Genomic DNA, 23,987 nt, shown 5'->3' with positions numbered 1-23,987 from the left:
AGGGCATATGGATATCAGGCGTCTCAAATCCTTCATCGTCATCGTCGACACCGGTAGCATCACGCGGGCAGCCGACGTTCTCCACATCGCCCAACCGGCCCTCAGCCAGCAGCTTGCCGCGCTGGAAGACCATTTCCGCCAGAAGCTTCTGATCCGCAGCCAGCAGGGGGTCTCGATGACCGAGGCCGGCAAGGCCGTTTACCGTCACGCCCAAATCATCCTGCGGCAAATGGACCAGGCACAGGCGGACGTAAAGGCAGCCGGCGATACGCTTGTCGGGCGCGTCTCGGTTGGTCTCGTGCCCTTTTCGAGTGCGGCCACGCTCTCCGTCGAGCTGTTGACAGAAACGCGTAAGCGCCATCCCGGCATCTTACTGCATCTGACCGAAAGTGTGGGTCAGACCTACAGCCAGATGATCATGAATGGCCGGCTGGAAATGGCACTGATCCATGGTACCGGACCCATCAAGGGTGTTCGGTTCGAGCCTGTGTTCGTGGAAGAATTTCACCTTGTGGCGCACCGCGATTTCGGCATCGAACCGGGTGACGCGCCGCTGCCGTTGAGTGCTCTCAACGACGTTCCGCTGCTCCTGCCGCCGCCCTACAATTTCGTGCGCCGGGCGATCGACCTTGCCTTCACGCGCGCCCGCTTCTCGCTGAATGTCGTGGCCGAGGTCGAGATCGTCCGCACACTCGCGCGCGCCGTCAGCGGCGGGGTCGGGGCGACCATCATGCCACGCGCCATAGCTGAACGGATCATTGCAGAGTCGCCAGAACCTCTCGTCTCGCGCATGGTCACGCCGAAGATCGAAGAGACCCTTTCGCTCTGTGTTTCCGATCAGAGCGAACTGTCGGAGCCGGCACTGGCGGTGAGATCTATCCTCATGGAGCTCACCGCCCGCCTCAAGGTTTAACTGCTGAGCGTTTACTTCAAACCGGCGCAGAAATCAGCGATGCGGTCGCAGGCCTCGCTCAGCTGTTCCATGCTGGTGGCATAGGAAATGCGGAGGAACGGGCTCATGCCGTAGGCAGCCCCCTGCACGGTCGTCACGTGTTGTTCGTCGAGCAGCGCCAATACGAAATCCGTGTCGTTCTCGATCCTGCGACCCTTCTTGCTGGTCCGGCCGATGAGCTCGGAAATGTTCGGGAAAACGTAGAATGCACCTTCCGGCTTATGGCAGCGGATCCCTTCGATTGCACTCAGTCGCTCAACCACGAAGTCGCGCCGCTTCCGGTAGATGGCCGCCCGCTCCCTAAGGATGTCCTGCGGACCGTCGAGCACTGCGGCAACAGCGGCCTGCGTGATCGTCGACGTGCCGCCGCTGTTCTGGCCGTTGACGTTGCTGATCGCCTTGATCAGGTCCTTCGGGCCGCCGCAGAAGCCGAGGCGCCAGCCGGTCATCGCATAGGCCTTCGATGCACCGTTGACCGTCAGCACGCGATCCTTAAGGCGCGGTTCGACCTCGGCAATCGTGCAGAATTCGAAGTCGTCGTAGATCAGGTGCTCGTACATGTCGTCGGTCATGATCCAGACATCCGGGTGCCTGAGCATCACCTCGGTAATCGCTTTCATCTCGGCGCGTGAGCAGGCAGCACCGGTCGGGTTGTTTGGGAAGTTCAGAAACAGCCACTTAGTGCGCGGCGTGATCGCGGCTTCGAGGTCTTCGGCCCTGAGTTTGAAGCCGTTCTGTTGCGGGCAATCGACCGGAACCGGTACCGCGCCGGCGAATTTCACGATATCCGCATAGCTGATCCATGAGGGCGAAGGGATGACGACCTCGTCGCCGGGATTGCAGGTGGCAAGGACGGCGTTGAAGATGATCTGCTTGCCGCCGCCGGCCACAACGATCTCGGAGGGATCGTAGTCGAGGTTGTTGTCCCGCTTGAACTTGCGGGCGATGGCCTGCCGAAGTGGCGGCGTTCCGTCGAGTGGTGGATACTTCGTGTCGCCTGCAAGAGCTGCTGCATGGGCCGCCTCGACGGCGTTGGCGGGCGTCGGAAAATCCGGCTCGCCTGAGGAGAGGCTGATAACCTTGATGCCGTTTGCTGCAAGGTCGCGGGCGCGCTGGCTCATGGCGGCAGAAGCGGAAACGGAAACGTTCTTCAAGCGGTCGGCAATAGCGGGCATGATCGTTGCTTTCGATAGGGACGGATAAGGTTTTGCAGTGTGCGAGGGCTCAACCCAGAAGCTTGGAGACGGGCGTGACCACGCCGCCAGCCGCCTCGATTTCGCTGCGGACGGTACGGGCAAGTTCGAGCGAACCCGGCGTATCGCTGTGCACGAGGATGGAACGAGCCAGCATGGGGATCACGGTCCCGTCGATGGCGGTCACGGTCCCCTCGATCAGAAACTTCCGCACCCTCGCGCGCACCAGGGCCTCCTCCTTGACGAGGGCACCGGGCTTGCCACGCGGCACGAGTTTGCCTTCGGCGTCATAGGCGCGGTCCGCAAGGAAGAGGGTCAGCGTCTTGAGCCCGGCATCGAGCGCCGCGCGTTCAATGGTGCTGCCGGACGTGCCAAAGACAATCAATTCGGGATCGACCGCACGGATCGCCGCCATCACCGCAGCCGCCAGGGTCGGGTCGCGATTGACCATGTTGCCCATTGCAGCATGAAAACTGACATGGGAGACGCGCACATCTTCCGCGCGGGCGATCGCAATCAGTGCGCCCAGCTGGTAGAGCATCTGCTGGCGCAGCTCATCAGGTCCGAAGGGCAGTTCGCGGCGACCGAAACCTTGCCGGTCCGGCAAGCCCGGATGCGCACCGACATCAACTCCCCTCGCCCGTGCGAGACGCACCATCCGGGCCATCGTCTCGGGGTCGCCGGCATGAAAACCGCAGGCGACGTTGGCGGAGGTCACGACATCCATCATCGCCTCATCGTCGCAAAGCGAATAGGGTCCGAAGCCCTCGCCCATATCGGAATTGAGATCCACCTTCATGAATGTCTCCTAAGCCATGGCGGCGAGCGCCTTGCGGACGAGGCGCGCGGTATTTCTGATGTCTTCGACATAGGCGGCGAGCGCCTTCTCAATGGCCCGAGCCTCAGCGTGCGTGGCCGGCACGAAACGCAGCGTCGAACCGATGCGAGCCTGCCCCATCCGCCAGAGATCCGCCTCGATGACGCCGGCGATCTTCGGATAGCCTCCGGCCGTGTTGGCATCGCTCATCTGGACGATCGGTTCGCCTGCAGGCGGCACCTGGATGACACCGGGCACGACGCCGTGCGAACGCATCTCCACCACCTCTACCGGATGGATCGGATCTCCGCTGAGACGGTAGCCGGTGCGGTCGCTGCGCGACGAGATCTTCCACGGCTGGCGCCAGAACCGGTCCGCGTCGGCTCCGAAGAGGTCGTGTTCGCCGGCCGGGAGTGCGCGAATGAGAAGCGCACCATGTTCGTCGACAGGAAACACATCCTTCAAAGCAACCGCTGGCGGCACAACGCCGAAACCACCTTTCGGCAGGACAGCGGGTTCAACCGGACCGGTCGCGATGCCGTCGCCGGCGGCGAGGGTCCTGCCCGCAAGCCCGCCGAAGCTTCCACGCAACGACGTGCTGCGCGATCCCATCACCTGCGCCACGTCGACCCCGCCAGCCAGGCTTACATAGGCCCGCGCATGGCGAAGCGGCGGGAAGAGCTCCAGCACCTGACCGGCCTCAGCTTCCGCAGCCCACCAGGGCGGCAGGGCGACACCATCGAGCTTCGCCCTGCAATCGGCACCCGTGAGCGCGTATGCGCCACCCTTGGCAAAACATAGCCGGAAGGGGAAAGTCTGGACCTCGATGACGGCGGCACCCTGCGGATTGCCAAGGAGAATGTTGCCGATCTCCAGTGCCACGGGATCCATTGCTCCTGAGGCCGTGACCCCGATATTTCGATAGCCCGGACGCCCCCGATCCTGGACAGTGTTCAGCGGGCCGGTTTCGAGGATTTCGATCACAAGTCGATCCTTTCAGGGCGGAAGCGCACGGTATCGCCAGGCGCCATCAAGGCGGGCACTGCAGCCAGCGGATCGAACATCTGAAGTTCGGCAAAGCCGATCGAATTCCATCCGTTCGGGCCGGTCAGCACGGCAACACCGGTTTGCATGCCGCCGATCGTGACGCAGCCCCGCGCCATCTTGAGCGAGGGCACGGTCTTTCGCGGCATGTGGATGCGTGGATCAAGCCCGTGCAGGTACCCGAAGCCCGGCGCACTGCCGAGGGCGAAGACGCGATAGATGCCTTCGTGGTGAATGCGCACGACTTCCCGGTCGCAGAGACCGCTGAGGTCACAGAGCGCCGGCAGGTCGGTGGCATGTTCGCCGCCATAGGTGACGGAGATTTCAATTTGCCGACCGGCAAGTTCGATGCCCTGCGAACGCTGCCATTCGTCCTGCAGGTGCCGGACGACAGCTTGCGGATCGTCCGGGGTCTCCTTCAAGAGGACCAACAGGTTGGTCATGCCAGGAACGATTTCGGCGACGTCTTCGTGCGTCTCGAGCGCGCGGGAGAGCGCCCAGATGCGCCTCTGGTTCGGCAGGTCGAAGGCCCCGGGTGCTTCGAGCAGAAAGGCACGCGTGCCGATGAAGGAAATCTTCGCCAGCGCCTCGGTATTCGGGACGATTGAGGCAGGCGACGGGAACGGGGCCTGTTGCAGGAGGCTCATTGGGCGTGTTCCATGGTCAAAACGGGATCTCCGTAGCCGATCAACTCTCCGGCACGGGCATGAACGCCTGCGACGATCGCGGTTGCCGGCGCGACCACCGGGACGAGGATGGGCCCGACCTCGACAAAACCGGCGATATCGCCGGCTTCGAGCGCTCGGCCCTCACCGGCAAGCGGTGAAGCGTCCGATCCAGCGGGATGCCGGTCGCGAAAAACCCCGGCAAGCGGCGCCTTGACGGCCCGGCCTTCGGGCACCAACGAGGTCACATCCTGAGCCTCTTGACGACGCTCGACCGGGCTGGCGTCGGGGGCCAGCACGATCTTCAAGGCGTGACCGTCCTTCGTGCTGATCTCCAACTCGCTCGCGCCGGAAGCGCCAAGCCAGGTGGTTAGAGTGGAGATGAGGGCCGGATCGGAGAAGTCACCGATCCCGGATCTGCCTGACGAGCGGTCACGCCTTGACACCGGCTTCCTCCCTCAAACTTTTTTCAAGATGATGGATATCGACGCAGCCCTGCATGAAATCCGGATCTGCAAAGATCCTTTCGTGCAGCGGGAGGTTGGTGGAGATGCCTTCGATCCTGGTTTCCGAAAGCGCGACCTGCATGCGCCGGATCGCCTCGTCGCGGGTCGGGGCGTGGACGATCAGCTTGGCAATCAGGGAATCATAGTATGGGGAAACCCGGTATCCGGCCGAGATGTGGGTATCGACGCGAATGCCCGGTCCGCTTGGAAAACGAACCGCTGAAATGCGGCCGGGAGCGGCCACGAAAGTGGTCGGGTCCTCTGCATTGATACGGCATTCGAAGGCGTGTCCTTGCGCCTCTCCGTGGAAACGGCGCGTGTCGAGCACGTCGCCCTGGGCCGAACGCAGCTGCTCGTGCACGAGATCGACGCCCGCTGTCGCCTCCGTCACGGGATGTTCGACCTGCAGCCGGGTGTTCATTTCGATGAAGTAGAACTCGCCGTGCTCGTAAAGGAACTCGAAGGTCCCAACCCCACGATAGCCGATCTGCCGGCAGGCCTCTGCGCAGCGCGCGCCGATCCTCTCTGCGAGTTCCGGTGCGATACCGGGTGCCGGCGCCTCCTCGACGACCTTCTGGTGCCGTCGCTGAACGGAGCAATCGCGATGACCAACCCAGACTGCATTGCCGTGATTGTCGCAGAGCACCTGGAATTCGACATGGCGGGGGTGCTCCAGAAACTTTTCCACGTAGAGCTCAGGCTTGCCGAAAGCGCGGCGCGCCTCCTCGCGCGTGATCACGACCGCATCGGCTATATCGGCGCCATCGCGCACAACGCGCATGCCCCGCCCGCCGCCGCCGCCGGCCGCCTTGACGATGACCGGGTAACCAATGGCCTCAGCGGTGGCGCGCACGGCATCTATGTTATCAGGTAGCGGCTCGCCCGGTCCCGGCACGCAAGGGACGCCGGCCGCCATCATCGCGCGCTTGGCAGCGATCTTGTCGCCCATGATGCGGATTGCCGAGGCCGGCGGGCCAACGAAAACCAGTCCGGCCCTTTCGACCGCTTCGGCGAATTCCGCATTCTCCGAGAGAAACCCATAACCCGGATGGATCGCCTCCGCGCCGGTCACACGCGCTGCAAGCAGGATCGCCGCCTGGTTGAGGTAACTCCTTGTTGGTGTCGACGGCCCGATCGAGAGTGGACCACCTTCGCCCGGTGCTGCCGCGCCGGCCCTATCCGCCTCGGATGCAACACGGATCGCGCGAAGGCCGAGTTCCTTGCAGGCCCGTTCGATCCGGACGGCGATTTCTCCTCGATTGGCGATGAGGACGGAGTGAAATGGATGACCGGTTTTCCGGCCGGGCTCGAAAGACGCATCCATCACCCGATCTCCACGAGCAGGTCGCCGAAGGCGACCTCCTGGCCGTCCGCAAAGAAGATGCGCTTGACGATGCCGCCGAACGGAGCCGATATAGTCGTGAAGACCTTCATCGCCTCCACGATGCAGAGAGCCTGACCCACCTCTACCGGATCGCCTTCCGCCACGATTGGAGCGGATCCCGGGCTGTTTGACTGATGTACGATGCCTGAGGTCGAAGCACGAACAAGCTGCGTTTGCGGCTGGTCGTCCAACCTTGGCGGCTCGACCGTCGATGGCGTTGCCTGCACTGTGGTTGGGATTTCCAGGTTGGCTACACGAGCCGGATTGCGAATGACGACAGTCGTGTCCGCATCGCTGACTGTCAGCTCCGAGACACGCGAACGCCCGACAAAGTCGAGAAGCGTCTTGATCTTTTGCAGATCCATTGTTTTCCCCACGGAACGAAGATCACCGGGGTGCGGCCCTGAGAGCCTTGATCCGTCCGGTGCAGTTGGGGAAATCTTACACAGCATCCCGTTTGATGGGGGCAGACAAACTTTGAATAGAGAGAACCACCGCCCCCTCTCCCGCTGCTCCACGAGGACTCTTGGACGAATGGCCGGCACGAGTTGGTCTCGAACATCACAGATAATCCGGGCCGCTGTCACAACATCGTCACGAAACACACGAACAACTCGCTGCGTATTGATGGCGGAGGCTCAGATGGACTACTTCAGGCGCTTCACCTTTTTATTCGCGACACCCGCCTTCAACAGCGAGGACCTGGAGGGGGCCCGCTATAACCAAATCGTCGAGGAGATCGAACGATCCGGTTTCGAGGTGGTGCGCGCGCGCAATCTTGAAGACGCCGAAATCGCCGTCCAGACGGACGCGGCCATCGGTTGCATGATGGTCGATTGGGGCAAGAAGGGCATGGAGGGCAAGACAGCCTCCCTTATCAATCTGATGCGCCGTCGCGGCCTCGAATTCCCCATCATTCTCTTGATCCGCCGCAAGCGCTTCGAGGATGTGCCGGTAGAAGTGCTCGACTTCATCGACGGTTATGTCTTCCTGTCCGAGGAGACCCCCGCCTTCATCGCAAAGAACCTCATCAGCCGCCTCAAGCAGTATGCCGAGACGATGAAGACACCTTTCTTCGGCGCGCTGGTGGATTACGCCGAGGAAGGCAACCAGCTCTGGACATGTCCCGGCCATAATGGCGGCGTGTTCTATAGCCGCAGCCCGGTCGGCCGCGTGTTTATGGAGCATCTGGGCGAAGCGGTGTTCCGCGACGATCTCGACAATTCGGTGCTCGACCTTGGCGATCTCCTGACCCATGAGGGCCCGGCGCTCGCGGCGCAGAAGGAAGCCGCCAAGATTTTTGGCGCGGAGAAGACCTATTTCGTCCTCAACGGCACCTCGACCTCCAACAAGGTCGCGCTCTCCGCCCTCGTCACCGATGGCGACCTGGTTCTGTTCGACCGCAACAATCACAAAGCGGCGCATCACGGCGCGCTGATGATCTCCGGCGGTATCCCGGTCTATGTGCCGACCGCGCGAAACGCCCATGGTCTGATAGGCCCCATGGATTTTGGCTCCCTGAACGAGGAGGCGCTGCGGGAACGCATCCGCACCCACCCATTGGTCAAAGACCCTAACGCCTGGCAGAAACCGCGCCCGTTTCGGGTGGCGGTGGTGGAACAGTGCACCTATGACGGCACGATCCACAATGCGGAGATGATCCTGAAGGCCATCGGGCATCTGTGCGACTACATCCTGTTCGACGAGGCCTGGGCGGGCTTCATGAAGTTTCATCCGCTCTATGCCGGACGTTTTGCCATGGGCCTTGCCGAACTCGGACCCGATGCGCCGGGCATCATCGCCACGCAATCCACTCACAAGCAGCTTGCGAGCTTTTCACAGGCTTCGCAGATCCACATGAGGGATCGGCACATCACCGGCCAGAAGCGCCGGGTCGAGCACCGGCGCTTCAACGAGAGTTTCATGCAGCACGCTTCGACCTCACCCTTCTATCCCCTCTTCGCCTCCCTGGACGTCGGCGCGCAGATGATGAAGGGCCGCTCTGGCGAAGTGCTGTGGGACGATACGATCCGCCTCGGCATCGAACTGCGCAAGAAGATACGGGCTGTGCGCCGGGAGTTCGAGGAGAAGGAGCGTCGGCCTGAGCGCCGCTGGTTTTTCGAGCCCTTCGTGCCGGACCGTGTGGCGATGCCGGATGTGGCAAGCCCTGGAGCGGTGCACGACGTGCCCTGGGAGAGTGTTGCCACCGATCAACTCGCCACCAACCCGGCCTTCTGGCACCTAGCCCCAGGTGCTGCGTGGCACGGCTTTTCCGATATGGCGCCGGGCTTCGCAATGACCGATCCCAACAAACTCACGCTGCTCACGCCCGGATTCGACAGGGCGACCGGCGCATATGCCGAGCACGGCATTCCGGCGCCGATTGTCGCGCAATATCTGCGTGAGAACCGGATCGTCGCGGAAAAGAACGACCTGAATTCCCTGCTGTTCCTGCTCACACCCGGCGTCGAGGCAAGCAAAGCGGGCACGTTGATCAGTGGTCTCGTAGCATTCAAGCGGCTTCATGATGACAATGCGCCTCTGGAAGAGGCAATCCCGGAATTTTATCGCCGCCGACCCGGTCGTTACGCTGGCGTGCGGTTGCGCGACCTGTGCGGCGATATGCATCGCTTCTTCCGCGACGCCAATGTCAGCGCGCTGCAGGCGAAGCAATTTTCCGAAGCGCACCTGCCTGATATCGCCCTTTCGCCCCACGACGCGGCGCGCTGCCTCGTGCGCAACGATGTGGACTATCTTCCGATCGACGCCATCGCCGGGCGGATCGCAACGACGCCTTTCGTCGTCTATCCGCCGGGGATCGCCACCATCGTGCCGGGCGAGCGGTTGACCGAGCGAGCGCAGCCGATGATCGACTATCTCAAGATGTTCGAAGCCTGTTTCAACGCGTTTCCCGGCTTTGACGTCGAGATCCAAGGTCTCTACCGTGAAACGGACGCATCGGGCCGCGTACGACTTCATACCTACGTCGTCGCCGAATAGGATTTAGGAATTTCGGATCCCTCATGCAGCAGGACAAGTCAATCGTCATTCGCCCGTCGCGGGACGGCGACGTGGACGCGATGCTGGCGATCTATCGCCGCCACATTCGCCGCGGCATCGAGGAGGGTGTGGACGAGGGCGACACGCCGCAGCCGGACGATCTGCGCGAGCGGCGGAAGAACTTGAAGAGCCGCCGCTTCCCGCACCTTGTCGCGATCAAGGAGGGCGCAGTGGTCGGCTACGCCTATGTCGTACTGTTTCGCAAGCGACCTGCCTACCGCTATACCGTCAAGCACTCGATCTATGTTCATCATGAACATCTCGGCCAGGGCATCGGAGGTCTGCTCATGCGCGGCCTGATCGACGCTTGTGCTGCAGCCGGCTTCCGGCAGATGATCGGCTATATCGATGCCGAGAATGTTGCCTCGCTGTCGCTGCACGAACGGTTCAACTTCGTTCGCGTTGGCCTCCTGCAGGGGGTAGCCTATCGCTACGGGCGCTGGGCGGACAGCGTCATGGTCCAACGCTCGCTCGGCACCGGCGCGACGACGCCACCGCCTCCCCCGCCCCTCTCCACCCGTTGACGATCGAAGTTGGAAAACCCGGGTGGGCTGCGCCCGCTCAAGCCTCCCCGAGAGGCGGCCGCGACTCCCTGGCCTTCATTCAGCACTCGATCTCTGACGCCGGCTAAAGGCCTTTGCGTAAACTGAGGGTGTCTTTCCGACATAACCAAAGAACGCACTTGAAAATGCGGAGCTCGAAGAGAAACCGGCTTCGAAAGCAGTCTCCGTTATGCAATGTCCCTCTTTGCGCAGAAGTTCCATCGCCCGGTTCATCCGCTGTTCACGGATGAGTTGTAACGGATCCGGAAATCGAGAGGGCCGCATAGCCGGGTCATGCGCGGCGCCGCCCAAACAAGTCTGACTACCGGATGGGCTGTTCCCCGATCGCCAGCTCGCACCTCTCAAAACCTTCGCGTGCGCAAGCTAGTTGGCCTAAGCGGTGCTCAAGGTGGCCGCCCCTTAGTCCCGCCGTTCTGTCGCTCGAAGCATGATATCACGCCGCTCGCCCTCCGGACCTGGTTCGACGAGTTCGATCAGCACGTTGTCCGGGCCCTTTAGATAGACAACCCGCCGCCCCGCCCAGTGCCCGTTTGCCACGACCTGCGGCGCGCCGAAGGCGCTCCACCCGTAGGGCGCTGCCATGCGCAGAGTAGCATCAACGTCCCGCACCATGAGTCCGATGTGCGATGCCCCGCTGTCGCATGCCTGGAAGGCAAGCGCCTTTCGCCCTAAAGCCGTCTTGTACTCCAGAAGTTCGACGATATGCGGCCCCTTTGCTAGCATGGCAAGCTCAATGGACCCGTCACGAACTCCCGTCACGTCGCGAACGAAATCACGGTCCTCCAAAACATCCCTTCCAATGAGCTCGAAGCCGAGAACGTTGATCCAGAAATTCAGCGACGTTTTTAGGGACGAGACCGTAATCCCGAAATGATGGACCACTATGCCTGATACATCCTCAGGCATAGCGGTCCTCCCGAAACAGATACAGCGCCTGTTGAACGGGCCGATCCGAGAAGGAGAAGAGCACACTGTCCTCGTCGCTCTCATGGCGTACGTCGTGCCACGAGGGCACGACGAAGATGTCGCGCTTGCCCCATTCGACCACGGTATCGCCGATATGTGATCGCCCGCGCCCTTCGATCGGTACGAAAACGGTGGCATCGGTCGAGCGGTAACGGGCGGTTGTAAACCCCTTTGGCAAGAGCTGGATGAAGGTGCCGATGGTCGCCATGGCGTGGTTTCCGGTGATCGGATTGGTGTAGCGCATCTTCAGTCCGTGACACGGATCCCAGGCATCGTGGCGGCGCATGCGTTCCAGTGCGCCGCGTGTGCGCTCGTAAGGGTAGTTGAAGACGGGGGACGTGCCTCCGCCAACACCATGGTCGACTGGCAGGAGGTTGGCGCCGTAGCGGGCGTCGCTGTCGCCGATCGGGCGGTCCAGCGGCTGCTCGTCCTGGTCTAGATGTTCCGCGAACGAGGCGTCGAGGAACTGCACGATGGGGATGTCGAGCCCGTCGAGCCAGAAGATCGGCTCGGAACTCTGGTTGCCGTGATCGTGCCAGGCCATCGGCGGGGTGATGATGAAATCGCCCTCGTGCATGATAGTCTTTTCGCCGTTGACCGTCGTATGGGCACCGCTGCCTTCCAGCACGAAGCGGAGCGCGCTTTGCGTATGGCGGTGGGCCGGCGCCACCTCGCCGGGCAGTACGAGCTGCACCCCGGCGTAAAGATCGGTGGTGATTTTCGATTGCCCGCGCAGGCCGGGATTTTCGAGCACGAGGACGCGCCGCTCGGCTTCCTTGGCGGTGATCAGGCCGCCGGCTTCGAGGATCGCCTCGCGGATCGTCGGAAAGCTCCAGTGCGCCGGACGGCAATGGCTGCGTGGCGTTGGTGTGACGAGATCGGCCAGTGACGTCCACAGCGGCGTCATGTTGCTCCGGCCAATCCGGTCGTAGAAGTCCTGGCGCAAGGCCTCCGTCGAGGCGGTCGCTCGATGATCAGCTGACATTGACGCCTCCTGTCGCGATGGATTCGACCACAGCCTTGGCGCGAAGACGGACGGGAGCGGTTTCCTTGAGAAGCAGGATGACGACGATGCCAAGGCCGAGGGCATAGAGTGGGACCGCCGCGGCATGCTCGATGCCGTAGTGTTTTGCGATGGTGCCGGCGATGGCGGGCGCAAAACCGCCGCCGAAGATTTCACCGATGCCGATGACCATCCCGGAGCCCGTGGCCATCAGTCGAGCGGGCACGGATTCGGCCGTGATCGGACCGACCGTCAGCGTGAGGAGCGCATAGAGGCTGCCCATCGTCACCATCATGCAGAGGAAGAGCACGGTGACGTTCGCGCCTGCTCCGCCGAAAATCCAGAAGGCGCCGAAGGCCAGCACGGCCGACAGGAGCATGACGGGCTTGCGACCGACCCGGTCGGACAGCGCTGGCAGCAGCAACGCGCCGATTGCCCCGCCAAAACCCATGGAGGAGAGGATGAAGCCCATCTGGTCCATGTTGAGGTGCAGATGGTCGACAAGGTAGCTCGGGAACAGGGCGGCGACGACGATGATGCAGGTCAGCCAGAACAGCTGGCAGAGAATCGCGAGCGGCACGTTGCGGTAGGAGAACACCTCGTACCAGCGGTGCGTTCCGGCATCATGCGTCGTACTATGGGTTGCGATTTCCGAAGGCGCCGGCTGCTCCAGGGTCCGGTGCAGGAGGTAGGCGACGACCAGCCCCGGAATAGCGACCATCAGGAAGATCCACGGCCAATCGACGACCTTGAGCAACTGCGTCACCGCGAGCGGCGCGAGGCCGAGGCCGAGCAGTGCCGGCATGGTCTGCTGAATGCCCACGTTCAGTCCGTGCCGCTTGGGAGGCGAGGCATCCATCGTCGCGATGATGCTGGCCGGCGTGAACGCGCCTTCTGCCAGACCCATCAAGACGCGGGCAAGCACCAGCGATGCGAGGCCCGTCGCAAGGCCGCTGAAGCCTGCGATCAGCGAGAAGATGAAGAGGGCCGGCACGATGATCTTCTTGAAACCGAAGCGATCGGAGAGGTTACCGGTGAAGAGCGAGGACAGACCCCAGGCCACCGCGAGCGCCCCGGTGATAATGCCGAGGTCCTGGTAATCGAGGCCGAGATCGCGGGCGAGAACCGGCATCATCGGCACGATGATGAAACGGTCGACACCGACGAGACCGAGGCCGAGCGACAACAGCGTCACCGCCTTCCACTCGTAGCCCTTCGGCCGCCCGGATCGGTCGACCGTATCGGTTGCATTCGTTACGACGGGTATCATTCTACGTCCTCCTGGTTGGCTGGCAAAGCGCGTTCGAAAGCGGGCAGCAAGAGCGCCGCATCCGCGATGCGTTTGACTGTGGGAAAGGGAGAGAGGTCCAAGGCGTAGGTCTTCGCGTTGATGATCTGCGGCACGAGGCAGACATCGGCGATCGAGACTGTGTCGCCATGGCAGAACCGTCCGGTATGGCGGCTCTTCGAAAGCAGGGCCTCGAGCGCTTGAAATCCTTCGCCGATCCAATGGTTGTACCAACGGGCGACGGCCTCGTCCGGCTGACCGAGTGGCCCGCGCAAGTAGTTAAGCACCCGCAGATTGTCGATCGGATGCACATCACTGGCGATGATCTGCGAGAGCGCGCGCACGCGAGCACGGCCAGCGGCATCTTCGGGCAGCAGCGGCGGATCGCGCCGCGTCTCGTCCAGATACTCGATGATCGCCAGCGACTGCGTGAAGATCTGGCCGTCGATCTCCGCTGCCGGAACCAGCCCTTGCGGATTGATGTGGCGGTAGTCCGGTAGATTCTGTTCACCGCGCCTCAGGTGATGGGGCACGGTCCGGTAGGCCACCCCCTTGAGATTGAAAGCGATGCGGACCCGGAACGAAGCCGAAGAGCGGTAATAGCCGTGGAGGGTGACGGGCGCGCTCATGTGATCGACACCCGAAGCGGAGGCAGGCCGTTGATGCGGGCCTCGAGCCTGTCGCCGCTCACCACGGCACCGACGCCCTCGGGCGTGCCGGAATAGATGAGGTCGCCGGGGGCGAGGTCCATGTAGCGCGACAGCCAGTGGATGATCTCGTCGACCGACCAGATCAGCTTGGAGAGCCGGCTTTCCTGCCGGCGCTCGCCGTTGACGTCGAGCGTCACCATCGCCTCCGCAACCGCATCCCATCTTGCGACGGGAACGATTTCGCCGATCGGTGCGGAGCGGTCGAACGCCTTGCCCATGTCCCAGGGCCGGCCTTTTTCACGGGCGGCGATCTGCACGTCGCGGCGCGTCATGTCGAGGCCGACGGCATAGCCGAAGATATGCGACGCGGCGTCCTCGATCGGAATGTCAGCGCCTGCCTTGCCGATGGCGACGACAAGCTCGACCTCGTAGTGATAGTTGCCGGTCATGCGCGGATAGGGAATGCGCGCACCGTCGAGCTCCACCGTGTCGGCAGGCTTCAGGAAGAAGAACGGCTCCTCGCGGTCGACCGCAAAACCCATTTCCCGCGCATGGGCCTCGTAGTTCCGGCCGACGCAATAGATGCGCCGGACCGGAAAGGTGCCCCCGCCGACGATCGGGACTGCCGGAACGGCCGGGGGCTGGAAGACATGGCTGTTTGTCATGACGCGCTCCGTCGAGATCGGGGTCTCACCAGGCCGTGAGGCCGCCATCCACCTTGATGTCCGTGCCGGTGACCCAGCTCGCTTCGTCGGAGACGAGGTAGACGATGGCCCAGGCAACATCCTCGGGCTTGCCGTGGCGGCCGATCATCGTGTTGGCTTTCATCGAGTCCTCGAAGCCCGGAAGGTTGTCGAAGGCGAACTGGGCGGCGGGCGTGTGGATGATGCCGGGCGAGACAGAGTTGGCGCGGATGCCGTGCGGCGCGCCCTCATAGGCCATCTGGCGCGTCATCGAGAGCACGCCGCCCTTGCCGGTGGAATGGGCAATGGCGCCCATGTTGCGGGTCGCGCCCCAGGCGGAGATCGAAGCGAAGTTGACGATGCTGCCGCCGCCGCGCTTGATCATGTGCGGCCAGGCAGCACGCACGGGCAGAAACACGATGTCGAGTTCGCCCTTCAGCGTCTTGTGCCACTGCGCCAGCGTCATCTCGGGCACGGATGCGAACTCGACGAACCCCGCCGCCGTCACCAGCGTGTCGATGCCGCCGTATTTTTGCGCGACATAGTCCATGAGGGCCGCCGCGCCCTCTTCGCTGGTGAGGTCATAGGAGACGTCGTCGATCTCGAAACCGTCGGCCTTAGCGGTGGCGACGGTGCCGGCCAGCGCCTCCTGATTGACATCGACGCCGATGACGGTCGCGCCTTCCCTGGCGAACAGCAGCGCGGTTCCCTGGCCGATGCCGCTGGCGGCACCCGTGACAATTGCGACTTTTCCCTTGAGACGATTGGGCATGTCCTGCTCCCTGAATGGTTGGTGATGGGGTCCCTGCCCCCGTTTTCGGGCGCAGGCATTCGCCGCCGCCGCTTTCGCGGCGGGATCGATGTCTTGAAGATCGTTCGGTATTCGCCTGTGGCGGTCAGGCCGCGACGGGCTGTCCGGCCTTATCCGTCAGGAAATCGAGGAGAAGATCGCCCACGATGTCCGGCCGTTCGATGTTAGCGCAATGGCCGCAACCCGTAATGACGGCAACCTTGCTGTCGGCAATGCGCTTTGCAACGTCAGTGGCGTACCCGGGCAGACGCAGCTTATCTTCGGCGCCGGCGATCAGCAGCGTCGGGACGCCGATCGCTTCGTAGTTGGTCGCGTCCGCCTGGCCAAACTCCTTGCGCTCCGGCGCATTTGGCGACCGGAATCGGGCGGCGGCCACCGCCTCCCAGGCACCCGGCGCGATGCTCAGGGCATGGCGGCGGCGCACATAATCCTCGTCGGCGTGCCAGACACTGCCCTCGAACAGAGACTGTAGGATGCCGACCATACCGTCCAGGCTGCCGTCGTAATCCGTGAGACGTTTGCGTGCCGCATTCTCCGGCATCCAGCCGCCGCCGCTGATTGCAACAAGCCGGTCGATGGCAAAGCCGGGATGCCGTTCCGCCGCGATCTGCAACAGGAAGGTCGCGCCCATGGAATTGCCGACGAATGAGGCCCGGCCGATCGCCAGCACCGCCAGGAAGCGCGCTATATGCGCGATCATGCGCGCCCGCTTGCCCTCGAAATCATGGAGCTTCGCCGTCTTTCCGAAACCCATCCAATCCGGGGCGATCACCCGGTAGCGTTCCGCAAGCCTCGGGATCAGATACTCCCAGCTCAGCTCCGCGCAGCCGCCGAATTCGCCGCTGTGCAGTAGGACGACGATGGGTCCCTCGCCGGCCTCCAGGTAATGTGTGCGGATCCCGTCGACATCGACGAAACGGCTTCGATAGGCCTTTTCGACTGGCGGAACTTTTTCGGCGGCGTTCACGGCCGAGCCTCCGGCAAGGGGCGCAGGCGGCGCAGGCGGGCCGTCGCGTCCGGGTGCATCATGTCGGGCATCCACTGCGCCCGGCCGTTCAGCGCGCAGACCACGCTGTCGACCTCCGGCAGCGCACCGACCGCCTTCTCGACGATGGCGATGATGTTGGCCGCCTGCCAGCAGACGGGGCTTGTCAGCCGGAGCGTCACCCGCACCGCGCCGCCATCGATGTCGATTGCCTCGATCATGCCCATTTCCCGAAGGGTGATCGGCGCGCCGGTCGCGATCGAGCACGGGTCGACGACCCTTTCGAGGGCGCCATAGATTGCTGCCTCGTCAAGCATGGGTCGGCTCCTTCATGGTCGAGAAGGGTGCTGCGACGCCGGCACGCCGGCGCTTGGCGAATTCGTCGTCCTTCGTCGCGGCAATGCGCGATTCCAGGTCGAGGCCGGTCATGCGGGCGTAGTTGTCGAAGAGGATCTTTTTCTTCGCCGCCCGGTCGATCTGCGGCAGGCCCGCGCCGGAGACGAGTTCGTCCGGGAAGGCGAACTTGTGCACGAAGGCTTCCAGAAGAGGCTGCGGATGGAAGGCCATCGCGCCCGTTCCCCATAAAATTCGGTCGATCGCATTTGGTCCGCCGGGGCCGACGAGCGACGCCATGATGTGCTGGAAGGCGGCGGGCCGGGTCGCGGCGAGCGCGCAGGTGATTTCAAGATTTACGTAGACATTGGGGAAGCGCGCGAGCTGCCAGGCGGTTTCTTCCGCAAAAGCCATGCCGCCGTGGATGATCTCGAAATTGAGGTCCGGGAAGGCCATGCAGGCGCGGTCGATGTCACTGACACGATAATGGTCGATGGCGACCGGGCCGAGCGGCAGCGCCTTGTGGATCGCCACCACCTTGATGCCGAGTTCCTGGGCACGCTCGAACAGCGGGAATGCCACCTCCGGATCGTCCATCTTCCAGCCCTGGATTTCCTGTCCGACCCAGCTATTTGGGTAGAGCTTCAGGCCGACGGGCTTCAGGATCTCAACCTGGCGTTCGAGTTCGTCGAGCGCGGCGGCACCCATCAGCGGATCAACGCCACAGTAGGTAATCATCCGGTTCGGCCACCGCTCCTTCGCCTCGACGGCCTTTTCGAAACTACAGAGGCCATCGTGGAAGGAGTAGATCGGCAGGGCGTGGTAAACTGCCAGATCGGTGTCGCTTTCGACGAAAACCTGGTCGACCGTCTCCTCGATACTCCAGTCCCGGTAGAATTGCTTCTTCGTCGGCGCATAACCGGGAAGCGCGGATGCTATGACCGAGTCATAGACAAGATCGCACAAAGGTTTTGCGAAGCGATTGGCAAAATTTTTCTCATCCATATTGTAGGCATGGATGACCGCGTCTATCACGTTCAGACCGTCTATCATTGGAATCCTCCCATCTCAATTTTGCGTTGCTTGAAGTCTTCTTGGTATTGCGATCGCCGTCCAACGAGGATTAATGACCTCGTGATCAGGATTTGAGATCAGGGCCTGCCAGTTCGCGACGTACCGCTGAGGATCATCTGCACGACATCACGCGCCACCTCACGGAAAGTGACGGCGGACGGGTTCGATTCGTCGTCCTTCCAGGCAAGCAGCAGTTCGTAGGGCGTGGAAAAATCGGCGAGGTCGCGGAAGACGACTCCGGGCTGGGGAAGCTGCGCCACCCATTTTGGCACCAGCGTCACGCCGAGCCCGGCGCTGACGAGGGAGAGCAGCGTGTGCAACTGTCCCCCTTCTTGAGCGATGCGCGGAGCAAAACCCGCCCCCGCGCAAGCCGTCTTGAGCAGGTCGAGAATGCGGCTGTTCATCTGCAGGGGAAAGGTCACGAAGGGCTCGGCGGCGAGCTCGGCCATCTCGACTTTCGCCTTCAACGCCAGCACGTTCGCGGATGGAAGGGCGACCATCAGCGGCGCGGAGATTAGAACCTCGGTCCTGACGGCCGCGGCAAGATGGGAGGGCGCCGGGATAATGCCGATATCGACCGTGCCGGCGGCGATGGCCTCCACCTGAACGTCCCGGTCCATTGGGATCAGCTTGAGATCGACATGCGGCCAACGCTCGCGAAAGTCGCGGATGATCGGCGACAGCAGCGTCCACAGCACGTTGTCGACGAAGCCGATGGACAGGCGCCCGACAATGCCGCTGGCCGATGCCTTCAGCCGGCGCACGGCCTCTTCCGTGCGCTGCAGGATCTCGCGCGCCTCGGGAAGAAAGACCTCGCCGAGCAAAGTGAGGCTGACATCCTGGCGCGAGCGCCGGATCAGGGTGAAGCCGAGTTCGTCTTCCAGAAGTTTCAGTTGCTGGCTGACGGCCGATTGCACGACATGCACCCGCTCGGCGGCCCGGCCGAAATGAAGCTCCTCGGCCACGGCAACGAAATAGCGAAGTCTGCGCAAATCCATGTCCGCCTTCCCTTCCCAAGCACACTCGCTTGCTTCCCGCAGAACGCTACACGTCTGAAATTTCGGCAAAAGCGGCAAAGATTCGAGGATTACGGTCGAAGAAATCGAACGGTCTGGCCAACGCATCTTGCGCTATATCGTTCGATTTTCTCGACCGTAACCAATCATTTTATTCGACTATTCCCTCAAGCTATTTGATGCGAGCCTTTTCCCAAGCCGCAAGGGCGACTGCTTCAAACCAACGGAGAACAACAATGGCGAAAGTACTGGTCCTGTATTATTCAGCCTACGGACACATCGAGACGATGGCCTATGCCGTTGCGGAGGGAGCCCGAAAGTCGGGAGCCCAAGTCGACGTCAAGCGCGTTCCGGAGACCGTTCCGGAAGAGATCGCGCGCAACAATCATTTCAAGCTCGATCAGGTAGCTCCGGTCGCCACCATTGCCGAGCTTGCGGGCTATGATGCAATCGTGGTTGGGACCGGCACGCGCTTTGGCCGTATGTCCTCGCAGATGGCTGCGTTTCTCGATCAGGCGGGCGGCCTGTGGGTCAAGGGGGCCTTGCATGGAAAGATTGGTGCGGCCTTTTCTTCCAGTGCAACCCAGCATGGCGGACAGGAAACCACCCTGTTCTCCATCATCACCAACCTCCTACATTTCGGCATGATGATCGTCGGGCTTCCTTACAGCCACCAGGGCCAGATGAGCGTCGACGAAATCGTCGGCGGCGCTCCGTACGGCGCAACCACGGTGGCCGGCGGCGACGGATCGCGCCGGCCGACCGCAATCGACCTCGCCGGTGCCCGCCACCAGGGCGAACTGGTAGCCGTTGCTGCCATCAAGGTCTTCGGCTAGGCCGATCCGTCGGAGGCTGGTGCCTTCGACTTCGGATCACAACCCCGACAATTCCAAGGAAACATCGTCCCGCGCGCGGGCGAGGAGCGAAGCCATGTCAGCGGATTTCGACGGCAAAGTGGTCCTGGTCACCGGTGCAGGCTCGGGGATCGGCCGGGAGGCGGCAAGGCTGTTTGCCGAGCGCGGTGCCCGTGTTTTCGCGGCCGACCTCAATCAGAGCGGCCTTGAGGAAACGAAGGACCTCGCGCCGGCAGGAAAGATCGAGGCCACCCGTGTTGACGTTTCGAGCGAAGAGCAGGTGAAAGCCCTCCTCGTCCGCATCGAAAAGGATGCCGGTCGGCTGGATGCGGCGTTCAACAATGCCGGCATCACCGGCGGCACCCACCGGATCGAGGACTACCCGACCGACGATTTCGACCGGGTGCTGACCGTCAACCTGCGCAGCGTGTTCCTCGGCATGAAATACGAGATCCCGCTGATCGCAAAAACAGGTGCGGGCGCGATCACCAACACGGCTTCCGTCGCGGCGCTGACCGGGCCGGGCGGCATGAGCGCCTATGCCGCCTCCAAACACGGCATCCATGGCCTGACCCGCGTCGCGGCGATGGAGAACGCCAGCCGCAACATCCGCGTCAACGCGCTTGCCCCCGGCTGGACCGAAACACCGATGGTGGTGGCCAACAGCGCCCAGAACCCGGCTTTTGCCGACCTTGCCCGAAAAGCCATCCCCGCCAAGCGGGGCGGCCAGCCGCGCGAACTCGCCGAAGTGGCCGTGTGGCTCAGTTCTCCGGCCGCAAGCTACGTCTTCGGCCAGATGATCGTCGTCGATGGCGGCATGACCATCGGCGGTTTCGAACTTTAACCCCTGACATCGAAGGATACGATCATGACCAGAAGTGCAGAAAGCGAAGCCGCGATCGCAGTGGTTCGCCGGAACACCGAGGAAGTACAGGGAAAGGGCAATTTCGCCGTCTTCGACGAAGTGTTTTCCGAAGATTTTCTCGACCACACGCCGCAACCGAACATGGTGCCAGACAAGGAGGGTGTGCGCGGCCTTTATGCCGGCCTGCGCAAGGCTTTCCCGGATTTCCATGCGGTCATCCACTGGCAGACGGCCGACGGCAACCTCGTGACGACCTTCAAGACCTATTACGGCACGCACAAGGGAGCCTTCCTCGGCATCGAGCCCACCGGCAAGACGATCCAGTTCGAGACGGTCGATGCCATGCGCGTCGTCGACGGCAAGATCACCGAACACTGGGGCGTCGCCAACCTCTATTCGCTCGTCGGCCAACTCGGCCTCCAGCTTCAGCCGAAGAGCTGAGCCATCCCATCTTGCCGAAGGAAACGTGCCATGAGTGACATTCTGAAGAACAAGGTGGTCGTCGTGACCGGCGCTTCGAGCGGCATCGGCCGCGCCATCGCCATCCGCGCCGCCGAACATGGGGCGAAAGCCGTGATCGTCGCCGATATCACCGAGGCGCCGCGCGAAGGCGGCCGACTGACGGTCGCGGAAATCGAGGCGATCGGATCGGCCGCCCGCTTCGTCAAAACCGACGTCAGCAAACGCGCCGACAATGACGCCCTCATCGAAGCGTCGGCCGAATTCGGCGGCGTCGATGTCATGGTCGCCAATGCCGGCATCACGCTGCGCACCGACGGCGCGGACGTACCGGAGGAAGATTACCACCGGTTGCTGTCGATCAATCTCGATGGCCCGCTGTTCGGCGCGCAGGCCGCCGCCCGCCAGATGAAGGCGAACGGCAAGGGCGGCAGCATCGTGCTGATGGCCAGCATGGGCGGGATATCGGGTGCCGGCATCACGGTTGCCTATTCCACCAGCAAGGGCGGCGTCGTTCTCATGGCGAAATCGCTTGCCGACGCGCTCGGCCCCGACGGCATCCGCGTCAACGCGGTCGCACCGGGCACCATCGACACTGAGCTTTTGCGCACCAGCCCCGGCATTGCCGAGGCATCGGAAGGGTTTCGCAAGCGCACGCCGTTACGCCGCCTCGGCCAGCCCTCCGAGGTGGGCGACGCGGTCGCCTATCTCGGCTCGGATCTCTCCAGCTACGTCTCGGGCATCGCGCTTCTCGTGGACGGCGGCCTGCTGGCAGTCCTCTGACCCCTAAAGGAACTCGACAATGAAAGCCCTTCGTTTCGAACAATGCGGCACGCCGGATGTGCTTGTTCACCGGGATATCCCCACCCCCGCCCTCAATGCCGGCGAGGTTCTCGTCAAGATCCACGCTGCGGCGATCAATCCGAGCGACGTCAAGATCGTCAGCGGATTGTTTGGCGGCGCGGTTCCGCGCACACCTGGGCGGGATTTCGCCGGCGTGGTCGTCGAAGGCAACGCACTTGTCGGCAAACATGTCTGGGGCAGCGGCGCCGGCTTCGGGTTTCGGCGGGACGGTGCGCATGCCGACTATGTCGTCCTGCCGGCAAGCTGGTTGTCGGAGAAGCCCGCGAGCCTGTCGATGGCCGAGGCGGCCGCGGTGGGAGCCCCCTTCGTCACGGCCTGGCATGCACTCGTCGATGTCGGCTCGCTGAAGAAGCGCGAGACGCTTCTGATTACCGGAGGTCTCGGAGCCGTCGGTCGGGCCGCCACACAGGTCGCTCGTCATCTTGGCGCCCGCGTCATCGTGGCCGCCAGAAGCGAAGCTGCAAACGACGCCGATGATCTCATCGACCTATCGAAAGCGAACCTGCCAGACGCCGTCCGCAAAGCGACCTGGGGCAAGGGAACCGATCTGGTTCTGGATGCGGTGGGCGGCGCCATGTTCGAGCCGTCGCTCAAATCACTGGCTGTGGGCGGCCGCCATCTTGCCATCACCAGCGTCGGCCAGAAGCGCGTCGAGTTCGATCTCGCCGATTTCTACCACAACCGTTCGGCGCTCTTGGGGGTCGACACCGCAAAGCTGTCGGGTGAAGAGGTCGCAGGCATCCTCGACCGGCTAAGGGCCGCGTTCGACGATGGTTCCTTCAAGAAACCAGCCTTGCGGCAATGGGCATTCGACCAGGCGGTCGATGCCTATCGCAGCACCGCTTCGGGTGAAGCCGCAGCCAAGAATGTCCTCATCATGAATTGACCGTGGTGGCCGGTGCGCTCAGCGGTAGTCGGTTCACTTCTCGTCGACCGATGCCCTGACCCGCCCGGTTGACTGCCAGGCTCAGCTCTGCGTGAAGAACGCTCGAAGTGCGACGGCTACCAACGGTTGGAATAGACCATGTCGTCGCCTTCGGCTTGGCCTTCGAAATGAGATATCAGGAAGCGGCCGGCGGGACCGGGAGGGACATCCGTGCGGTGGACCGCCTGGAGCCGATAGGGACCGCCCTTGCAGTCCGGTAGGTCGAGATGAACCAGGCGGCCGGTTCGAATGTCTTCTCTGACCATCGGCTCGGGCATGTTTCCCCAACCCATCCCCTCTTTCAAGAGCATATGCTTGGAGCCGAGATCGGCCAGACGCCATGTTCTGGCGCCGACAACGCCCAGCTCAAACCCTTCTGTCAATTTCGAACGATCGGTGAGAACGAGCTGGACGTGCTCGCGCCCGGCGCCCGGAAGGTTCCTGCCCGCCTTTGCCAACGGATGGGATGGTGCTGCCACGGGAATAAGCTGGACGAAGCCGGCGCCGATCCGCTCAATGCCATCAATCTCGATATCGAGCGGCCCGCTGACGCCGATCACCGCCTTGCGATCCAGCACCATCTGCGCGACCGCGCCCAACGCTTCCACATAGAGATGGAGCGTGACAGACGGAAACTCTTCGCTGAACGCCTTCAATGCATCGGTAACGCGTGCAGCGGGCAGCATGACGTCCAGCGCCACATGAATCTCGGGCTCAACGCCCTCGAGCATTGCCCTTACCTTCGCCCGCAGACCGCTGACGCCGTTCGACACGATCCTCGCCTCGGCGAGCACCGTGCGTCCTTCGGTCGTCAGCTGCGGCTTCTTCGTCGTGTCGCGATCGAACAGGGAAATTCCGAGCTGTGCCTCAAGGTTCGCGATCGAGTAGCTGATGACCGATGTGGCCCTGCCCAGCTTGCGCGCGGCCCCCGCGAAACTGCCGACATCCACCACGGTGAGAAACACCTTGAGTTGATCAAGGGTCGGCATGCCCGGATTCTGCATATCTATTTCCTCGAACGTTTGCC

General features: G+C 62.8%; 27 protein-coding genes. 8 read left to right on the top strand and 19 right to left on the bottom strand.

Translation table 11 applies throughout. The annotated features are described in order from the left end of the window. Window positions 1–7 precede the first annotated feature (7 nt). Window positions 8–913, top strand: coding sequence for a nitrogen assimilation transcriptional regulator NAC (gene nac, locus ACN9MO_RS22420; RefSeq protein ID WP_093233866.1), 906 nt, complete (start codon window positions 8–10; stop codon window positions 911–913). A gap of 11 nt (window positions 914–924) precedes the next feature. On the opposite strand, the gene ACN9MO_RS22415 is transcribed toward nac, so the two are convergent. From ACN9MO_RS22415 to ACN9MO_RS22385, 7 genes are read right to left on the bottom strand one after another with little or no spacing between them, the layout of a single operon-like run. Next, on the bottom strand, window positions 925–2,127 hold the full coding sequence (locus ACN9MO_RS22415; protein WP_113131824.1) for a pyridoxal phosphate-dependent aminotransferase: 1,203 nt from the start codon (window positions 2,125–2,127) through the stop codon (window positions 925–927). A gap of 49 nt (window positions 2,128–2,176) precedes the next feature. Continuing rightward, window positions 2,177–2,944, bottom strand: coding sequence for a LamB/YcsF family protein (locus ACN9MO_RS22410; protein WP_113131825.1), 768 nt, complete (start codon window positions 2,942–2,944; stop codon window positions 2,177–2,179). A 9-nt stretch (window positions 2,945–2,953) separates the two neighbouring features. Next, window positions 2,954–3,946 carry a biotin-dependent carboxyltransferase family protein gene (locus ACN9MO_RS22405; protein WP_113131826.1) on the bottom strand — a complete coding sequence of 331 codons (993 nt, stop codon included), beginning with the start codon at window positions 3,944–3,946 and terminating at the stop codon, window positions 2,954–2,956. Beyond that, complete coding sequence (pxpB, locus tag ACN9MO_RS22400; protein WP_113131827.1) at window positions 3,943–4,653, bottom strand: 5-oxoprolinase subunit PxpB; 711 nt, start codon at window positions 4,651–4,653, stop codon at window positions 3,943–3,945. Before pxpB ends, ACN9MO_RS22405 begins: the two co-directional genes overlap by 4 nt. Continuing rightward, on the bottom strand, window positions 4,650–5,117 hold the full coding sequence (locus ACN9MO_RS22395) for a hypothetical protein (protein ID WP_113131828.1): 468 nt from the start codon (window positions 5,115–5,117) through the stop codon (window positions 4,650–4,652). Before ACN9MO_RS22395 ends, pxpB begins: the two co-directional genes overlap by 4 nt. After that, window positions 5,104–6,501: an acetyl-CoA carboxylase biotin carboxylase subunit gene (locus tag ACN9MO_RS22390; protein WP_113131829.1), complete on the bottom strand. Its 1,398-nt coding sequence runs from the start codon at window positions 6,499–6,501 to the stop codon at window positions 5,104–5,106. The genes ACN9MO_RS22395 and ACN9MO_RS22390 overlap by 14 nt, the downstream gene beginning before the upstream one ends. Beyond that, window positions 6,501–6,926 (bottom strand): acetyl-CoA carboxylase biotin carboxyl carrier protein, encoded by a 426-nt coding sequence (locus ACN9MO_RS22385; protein WP_113131830.1) that lies wholly within the window; start codon window positions 6,924–6,926, stop codon window positions 6,501–6,503. The genes ACN9MO_RS22390 and ACN9MO_RS22385 overlap by 1 nt, the downstream gene beginning before the upstream one ends. Window positions 6,927–7,203: 277 nt before the next feature. Here ACN9MO_RS22385 and ACN9MO_RS22380 point away from each other — a divergent pair, with 277 nt between their 5' ends. After that, a complete protein-coding gene (locus ACN9MO_RS22380; RefSeq protein WP_113131831.1) occupies window positions 7,204–9,561 on the top strand; it encodes an Orn/Lys/Arg decarboxylase N-terminal domain-containing protein in 2,358 nt (785 codons plus the stop codon). A gap of 23 nt (window positions 9,562–9,584) precedes the next feature. Beyond that, a complete protein-coding gene (locus ACN9MO_RS22375; RefSeq protein ID WP_113131832.1) occupies window positions 9,585–10,145 on the top strand; it encodes a GNAT family N-acetyltransferase in 561 nt (186 codons plus the stop codon). 75 nt (window positions 10,146–10,220) lie between these two features. Here the strand turns inward: ACN9MO_RS22375 and ACN9MO_RS22370 are convergent, their stop codons facing one another. The 11 genes from ACN9MO_RS22370 to ACN9MO_RS22320 all read right to left on the bottom strand — a co-directional run bounded on the left by ACN9MO_RS22370 (window position 10,221) and on the right by ACN9MO_RS22320 (window position 18,975). Beyond that, window positions 10,221–10,448, bottom strand: coding sequence for a helix-turn-helix domain-containing protein (locus ACN9MO_RS22370; protein WP_373419862.1), 228 nt, complete (start codon window positions 10,446–10,448; stop codon window positions 10,221–10,223). 135 nt (window positions 10,449–10,583) lie between these two features. After that, on the bottom strand, window positions 10,584–11,090 hold the full coding sequence (locus ACN9MO_RS22365; RefSeq protein ID WP_162733541.1) for a VOC family protein: 507 nt from the start codon (window positions 11,088–11,090) through the stop codon (window positions 10,584–10,586). Beyond that, on the bottom strand, window positions 11,083–12,135 hold the full coding sequence (gtdA, locus tag ACN9MO_RS22360) for a gentisate 1,2-dioxygenase (protein ID WP_112995801.1): 1,053 nt from the start codon (window positions 12,133–12,135) through the stop codon (window positions 11,083–11,085). Before gtdA ends, ACN9MO_RS22365 begins: the two co-directional genes overlap by 8 nt. Next, complete coding sequence (locus ACN9MO_RS22355) at window positions 12,125–13,423, bottom strand: MFS transporter (RefSeq protein ID WP_113131834.1); 1,299 nt, start codon at window positions 13,421–13,423, stop codon at window positions 12,125–12,127. The genes gtdA and ACN9MO_RS22355 overlap by 11 nt, the downstream gene beginning before the upstream one ends. Then, window positions 13,420–14,070, bottom strand: a complete 651-nt coding sequence (gene maiA / locus ACN9MO_RS22350; protein WP_113131835.1) for a maleylacetoacetate isomerase — start codon at window positions 14,068–14,070, stop codon at window positions 13,420–13,422. Before maiA ends, ACN9MO_RS22355 begins: the two co-directional genes overlap by 4 nt. Beyond that, window positions 14,067–14,756: a fumarylacetoacetate hydrolase family protein gene (locus tag ACN9MO_RS22345; protein WP_113131882.1), complete on the bottom strand. Its 690-nt coding sequence runs from the start codon at window positions 14,754–14,756 to the stop codon at window positions 14,067–14,069. Before ACN9MO_RS22345 ends, maiA begins: the two co-directional genes overlap by 4 nt. 25 nt (window positions 14,757–14,781) lie before the next feature. Further along, window positions 14,782–15,546, bottom strand: coding sequence for an SDR family NAD(P)-dependent oxidoreductase (locus tag ACN9MO_RS22340; RefSeq protein WP_113131836.1), 765 nt, complete (start codon window positions 15,544–15,546; stop codon window positions 14,782–14,784). Between the two features lie 124 nt (window positions 15,547–15,670). Next, complete coding sequence (locus ACN9MO_RS22335) at window positions 15,671–16,552, bottom strand: alpha/beta fold hydrolase (protein ID WP_113131837.1); 882 nt, start codon at window positions 16,550–16,552, stop codon at window positions 15,671–15,673. Then, window positions 16,549–16,887: a metal-sulfur cluster assembly factor gene (locus tag ACN9MO_RS22330; protein ID WP_113131838.1), complete on the bottom strand. Its 339-nt coding sequence runs from the start codon at window positions 16,885–16,887 to the stop codon at window positions 16,549–16,551. Before ACN9MO_RS22330 ends, ACN9MO_RS22335 begins: the two co-directional genes overlap by 4 nt. Further along, the gene (locus tag ACN9MO_RS22325; protein ID WP_113131839.1) at window positions 16,880–17,956 is read right to left on the bottom strand and encodes an amidohydrolase family protein; all 1,077 of its coding nucleotides are present in this window, start codon (window positions 17,954–17,956) and stop codon (window positions 16,880–16,882) included. The genes ACN9MO_RS22330 and ACN9MO_RS22325 overlap by 8 nt, the downstream gene beginning before the upstream one ends. A 98-nt stretch (window positions 17,957–18,054) precedes the next feature. After that, entirely contained in the window at window positions 18,055–18,975 is a 921-nt protein-coding gene (locus ACN9MO_RS22320) for a LysR family transcriptional regulator (RefSeq protein WP_162728092.1), read from the bottom strand. Window positions 18,976–19,229: 254 nt separating this feature from the next. Between ACN9MO_RS22320 and wrbA the strand changes: the two genes are divergently transcribed. The 5 genes from wrbA (at window position 19,230) to ACN9MO_RS22295 (ending at window position 22,921) form a co-directional block, all read left to right on the top strand. Further along, window positions 19,230–19,829 (top strand): NAD(P)H:quinone oxidoreductase, encoded by a 600-nt coding sequence (gene wrbA / locus ACN9MO_RS22315; protein ID WP_113131840.1) that lies wholly within the window; start codon window positions 19,230–19,232, stop codon window positions 19,827–19,829. 94 nt (window positions 19,830–19,923) lie between these two features. Next, a complete protein-coding gene (locus ACN9MO_RS22310) occupies window positions 19,924–20,691 on the top strand; it encodes an SDR family NAD(P)-dependent oxidoreductase (protein WP_112995811.1) in 768 nt (255 codons plus the stop codon). A gap of 24 nt (window positions 20,692–20,715) precedes the next feature. Beyond that, the gene (locus ACN9MO_RS22305; RefSeq protein WP_112995812.1) at window positions 20,716–21,153 is read left to right on the top strand and encodes an ester cyclase; all 438 of its coding nucleotides are present in this window, start codon (window positions 20,716–20,718) and stop codon (window positions 21,151–21,153) included. A 30-nt stretch (window positions 21,154–21,183) separates the two neighbouring features. Beyond that, on the top strand, window positions 21,184–21,954 hold the full coding sequence (locus ACN9MO_RS22300) for an SDR family oxidoreductase (protein WP_112995813.1): 771 nt from the start codon (window positions 21,184–21,186) through the stop codon (window positions 21,952–21,954). A 19-nt stretch (window positions 21,955–21,973) separates the two neighbouring features. After that, on the top strand, window positions 21,974–22,921 hold the full coding sequence (locus ACN9MO_RS22295) for a quinone oxidoreductase family protein (RefSeq protein ID WP_113131841.1): 948 nt from the start codon (window positions 21,974–21,976) through the stop codon (window positions 22,919–22,921). Window positions 22,922–23,037: 116 nt separating this feature from the next. On the opposite strand, the gene ACN9MO_RS22290 is transcribed toward ACN9MO_RS22295, so the two are convergent. After that, complete coding sequence (locus ACN9MO_RS22290; protein ID WP_112947740.1) at window positions 23,038–23,964, bottom strand: LysR family transcriptional regulator; 927 nt, start codon at window positions 23,962–23,964, stop codon at window positions 23,038–23,040. Window positions 23,965–23,987 lie beyond the last annotated feature (23 nt).

The organism is Ensifer sp. R-19 (assembly GCF_049905105.1).
In the GTDB taxonomy this organism is placed as follows: domain Bacteria; phylum Pseudomonadota; class Alphaproteobacteria; order Rhizobiales; family Rhizobiaceae; genus Ensifer.
This window is presented reverse-complemented; position numbering and strand designations above follow the sequence as displayed.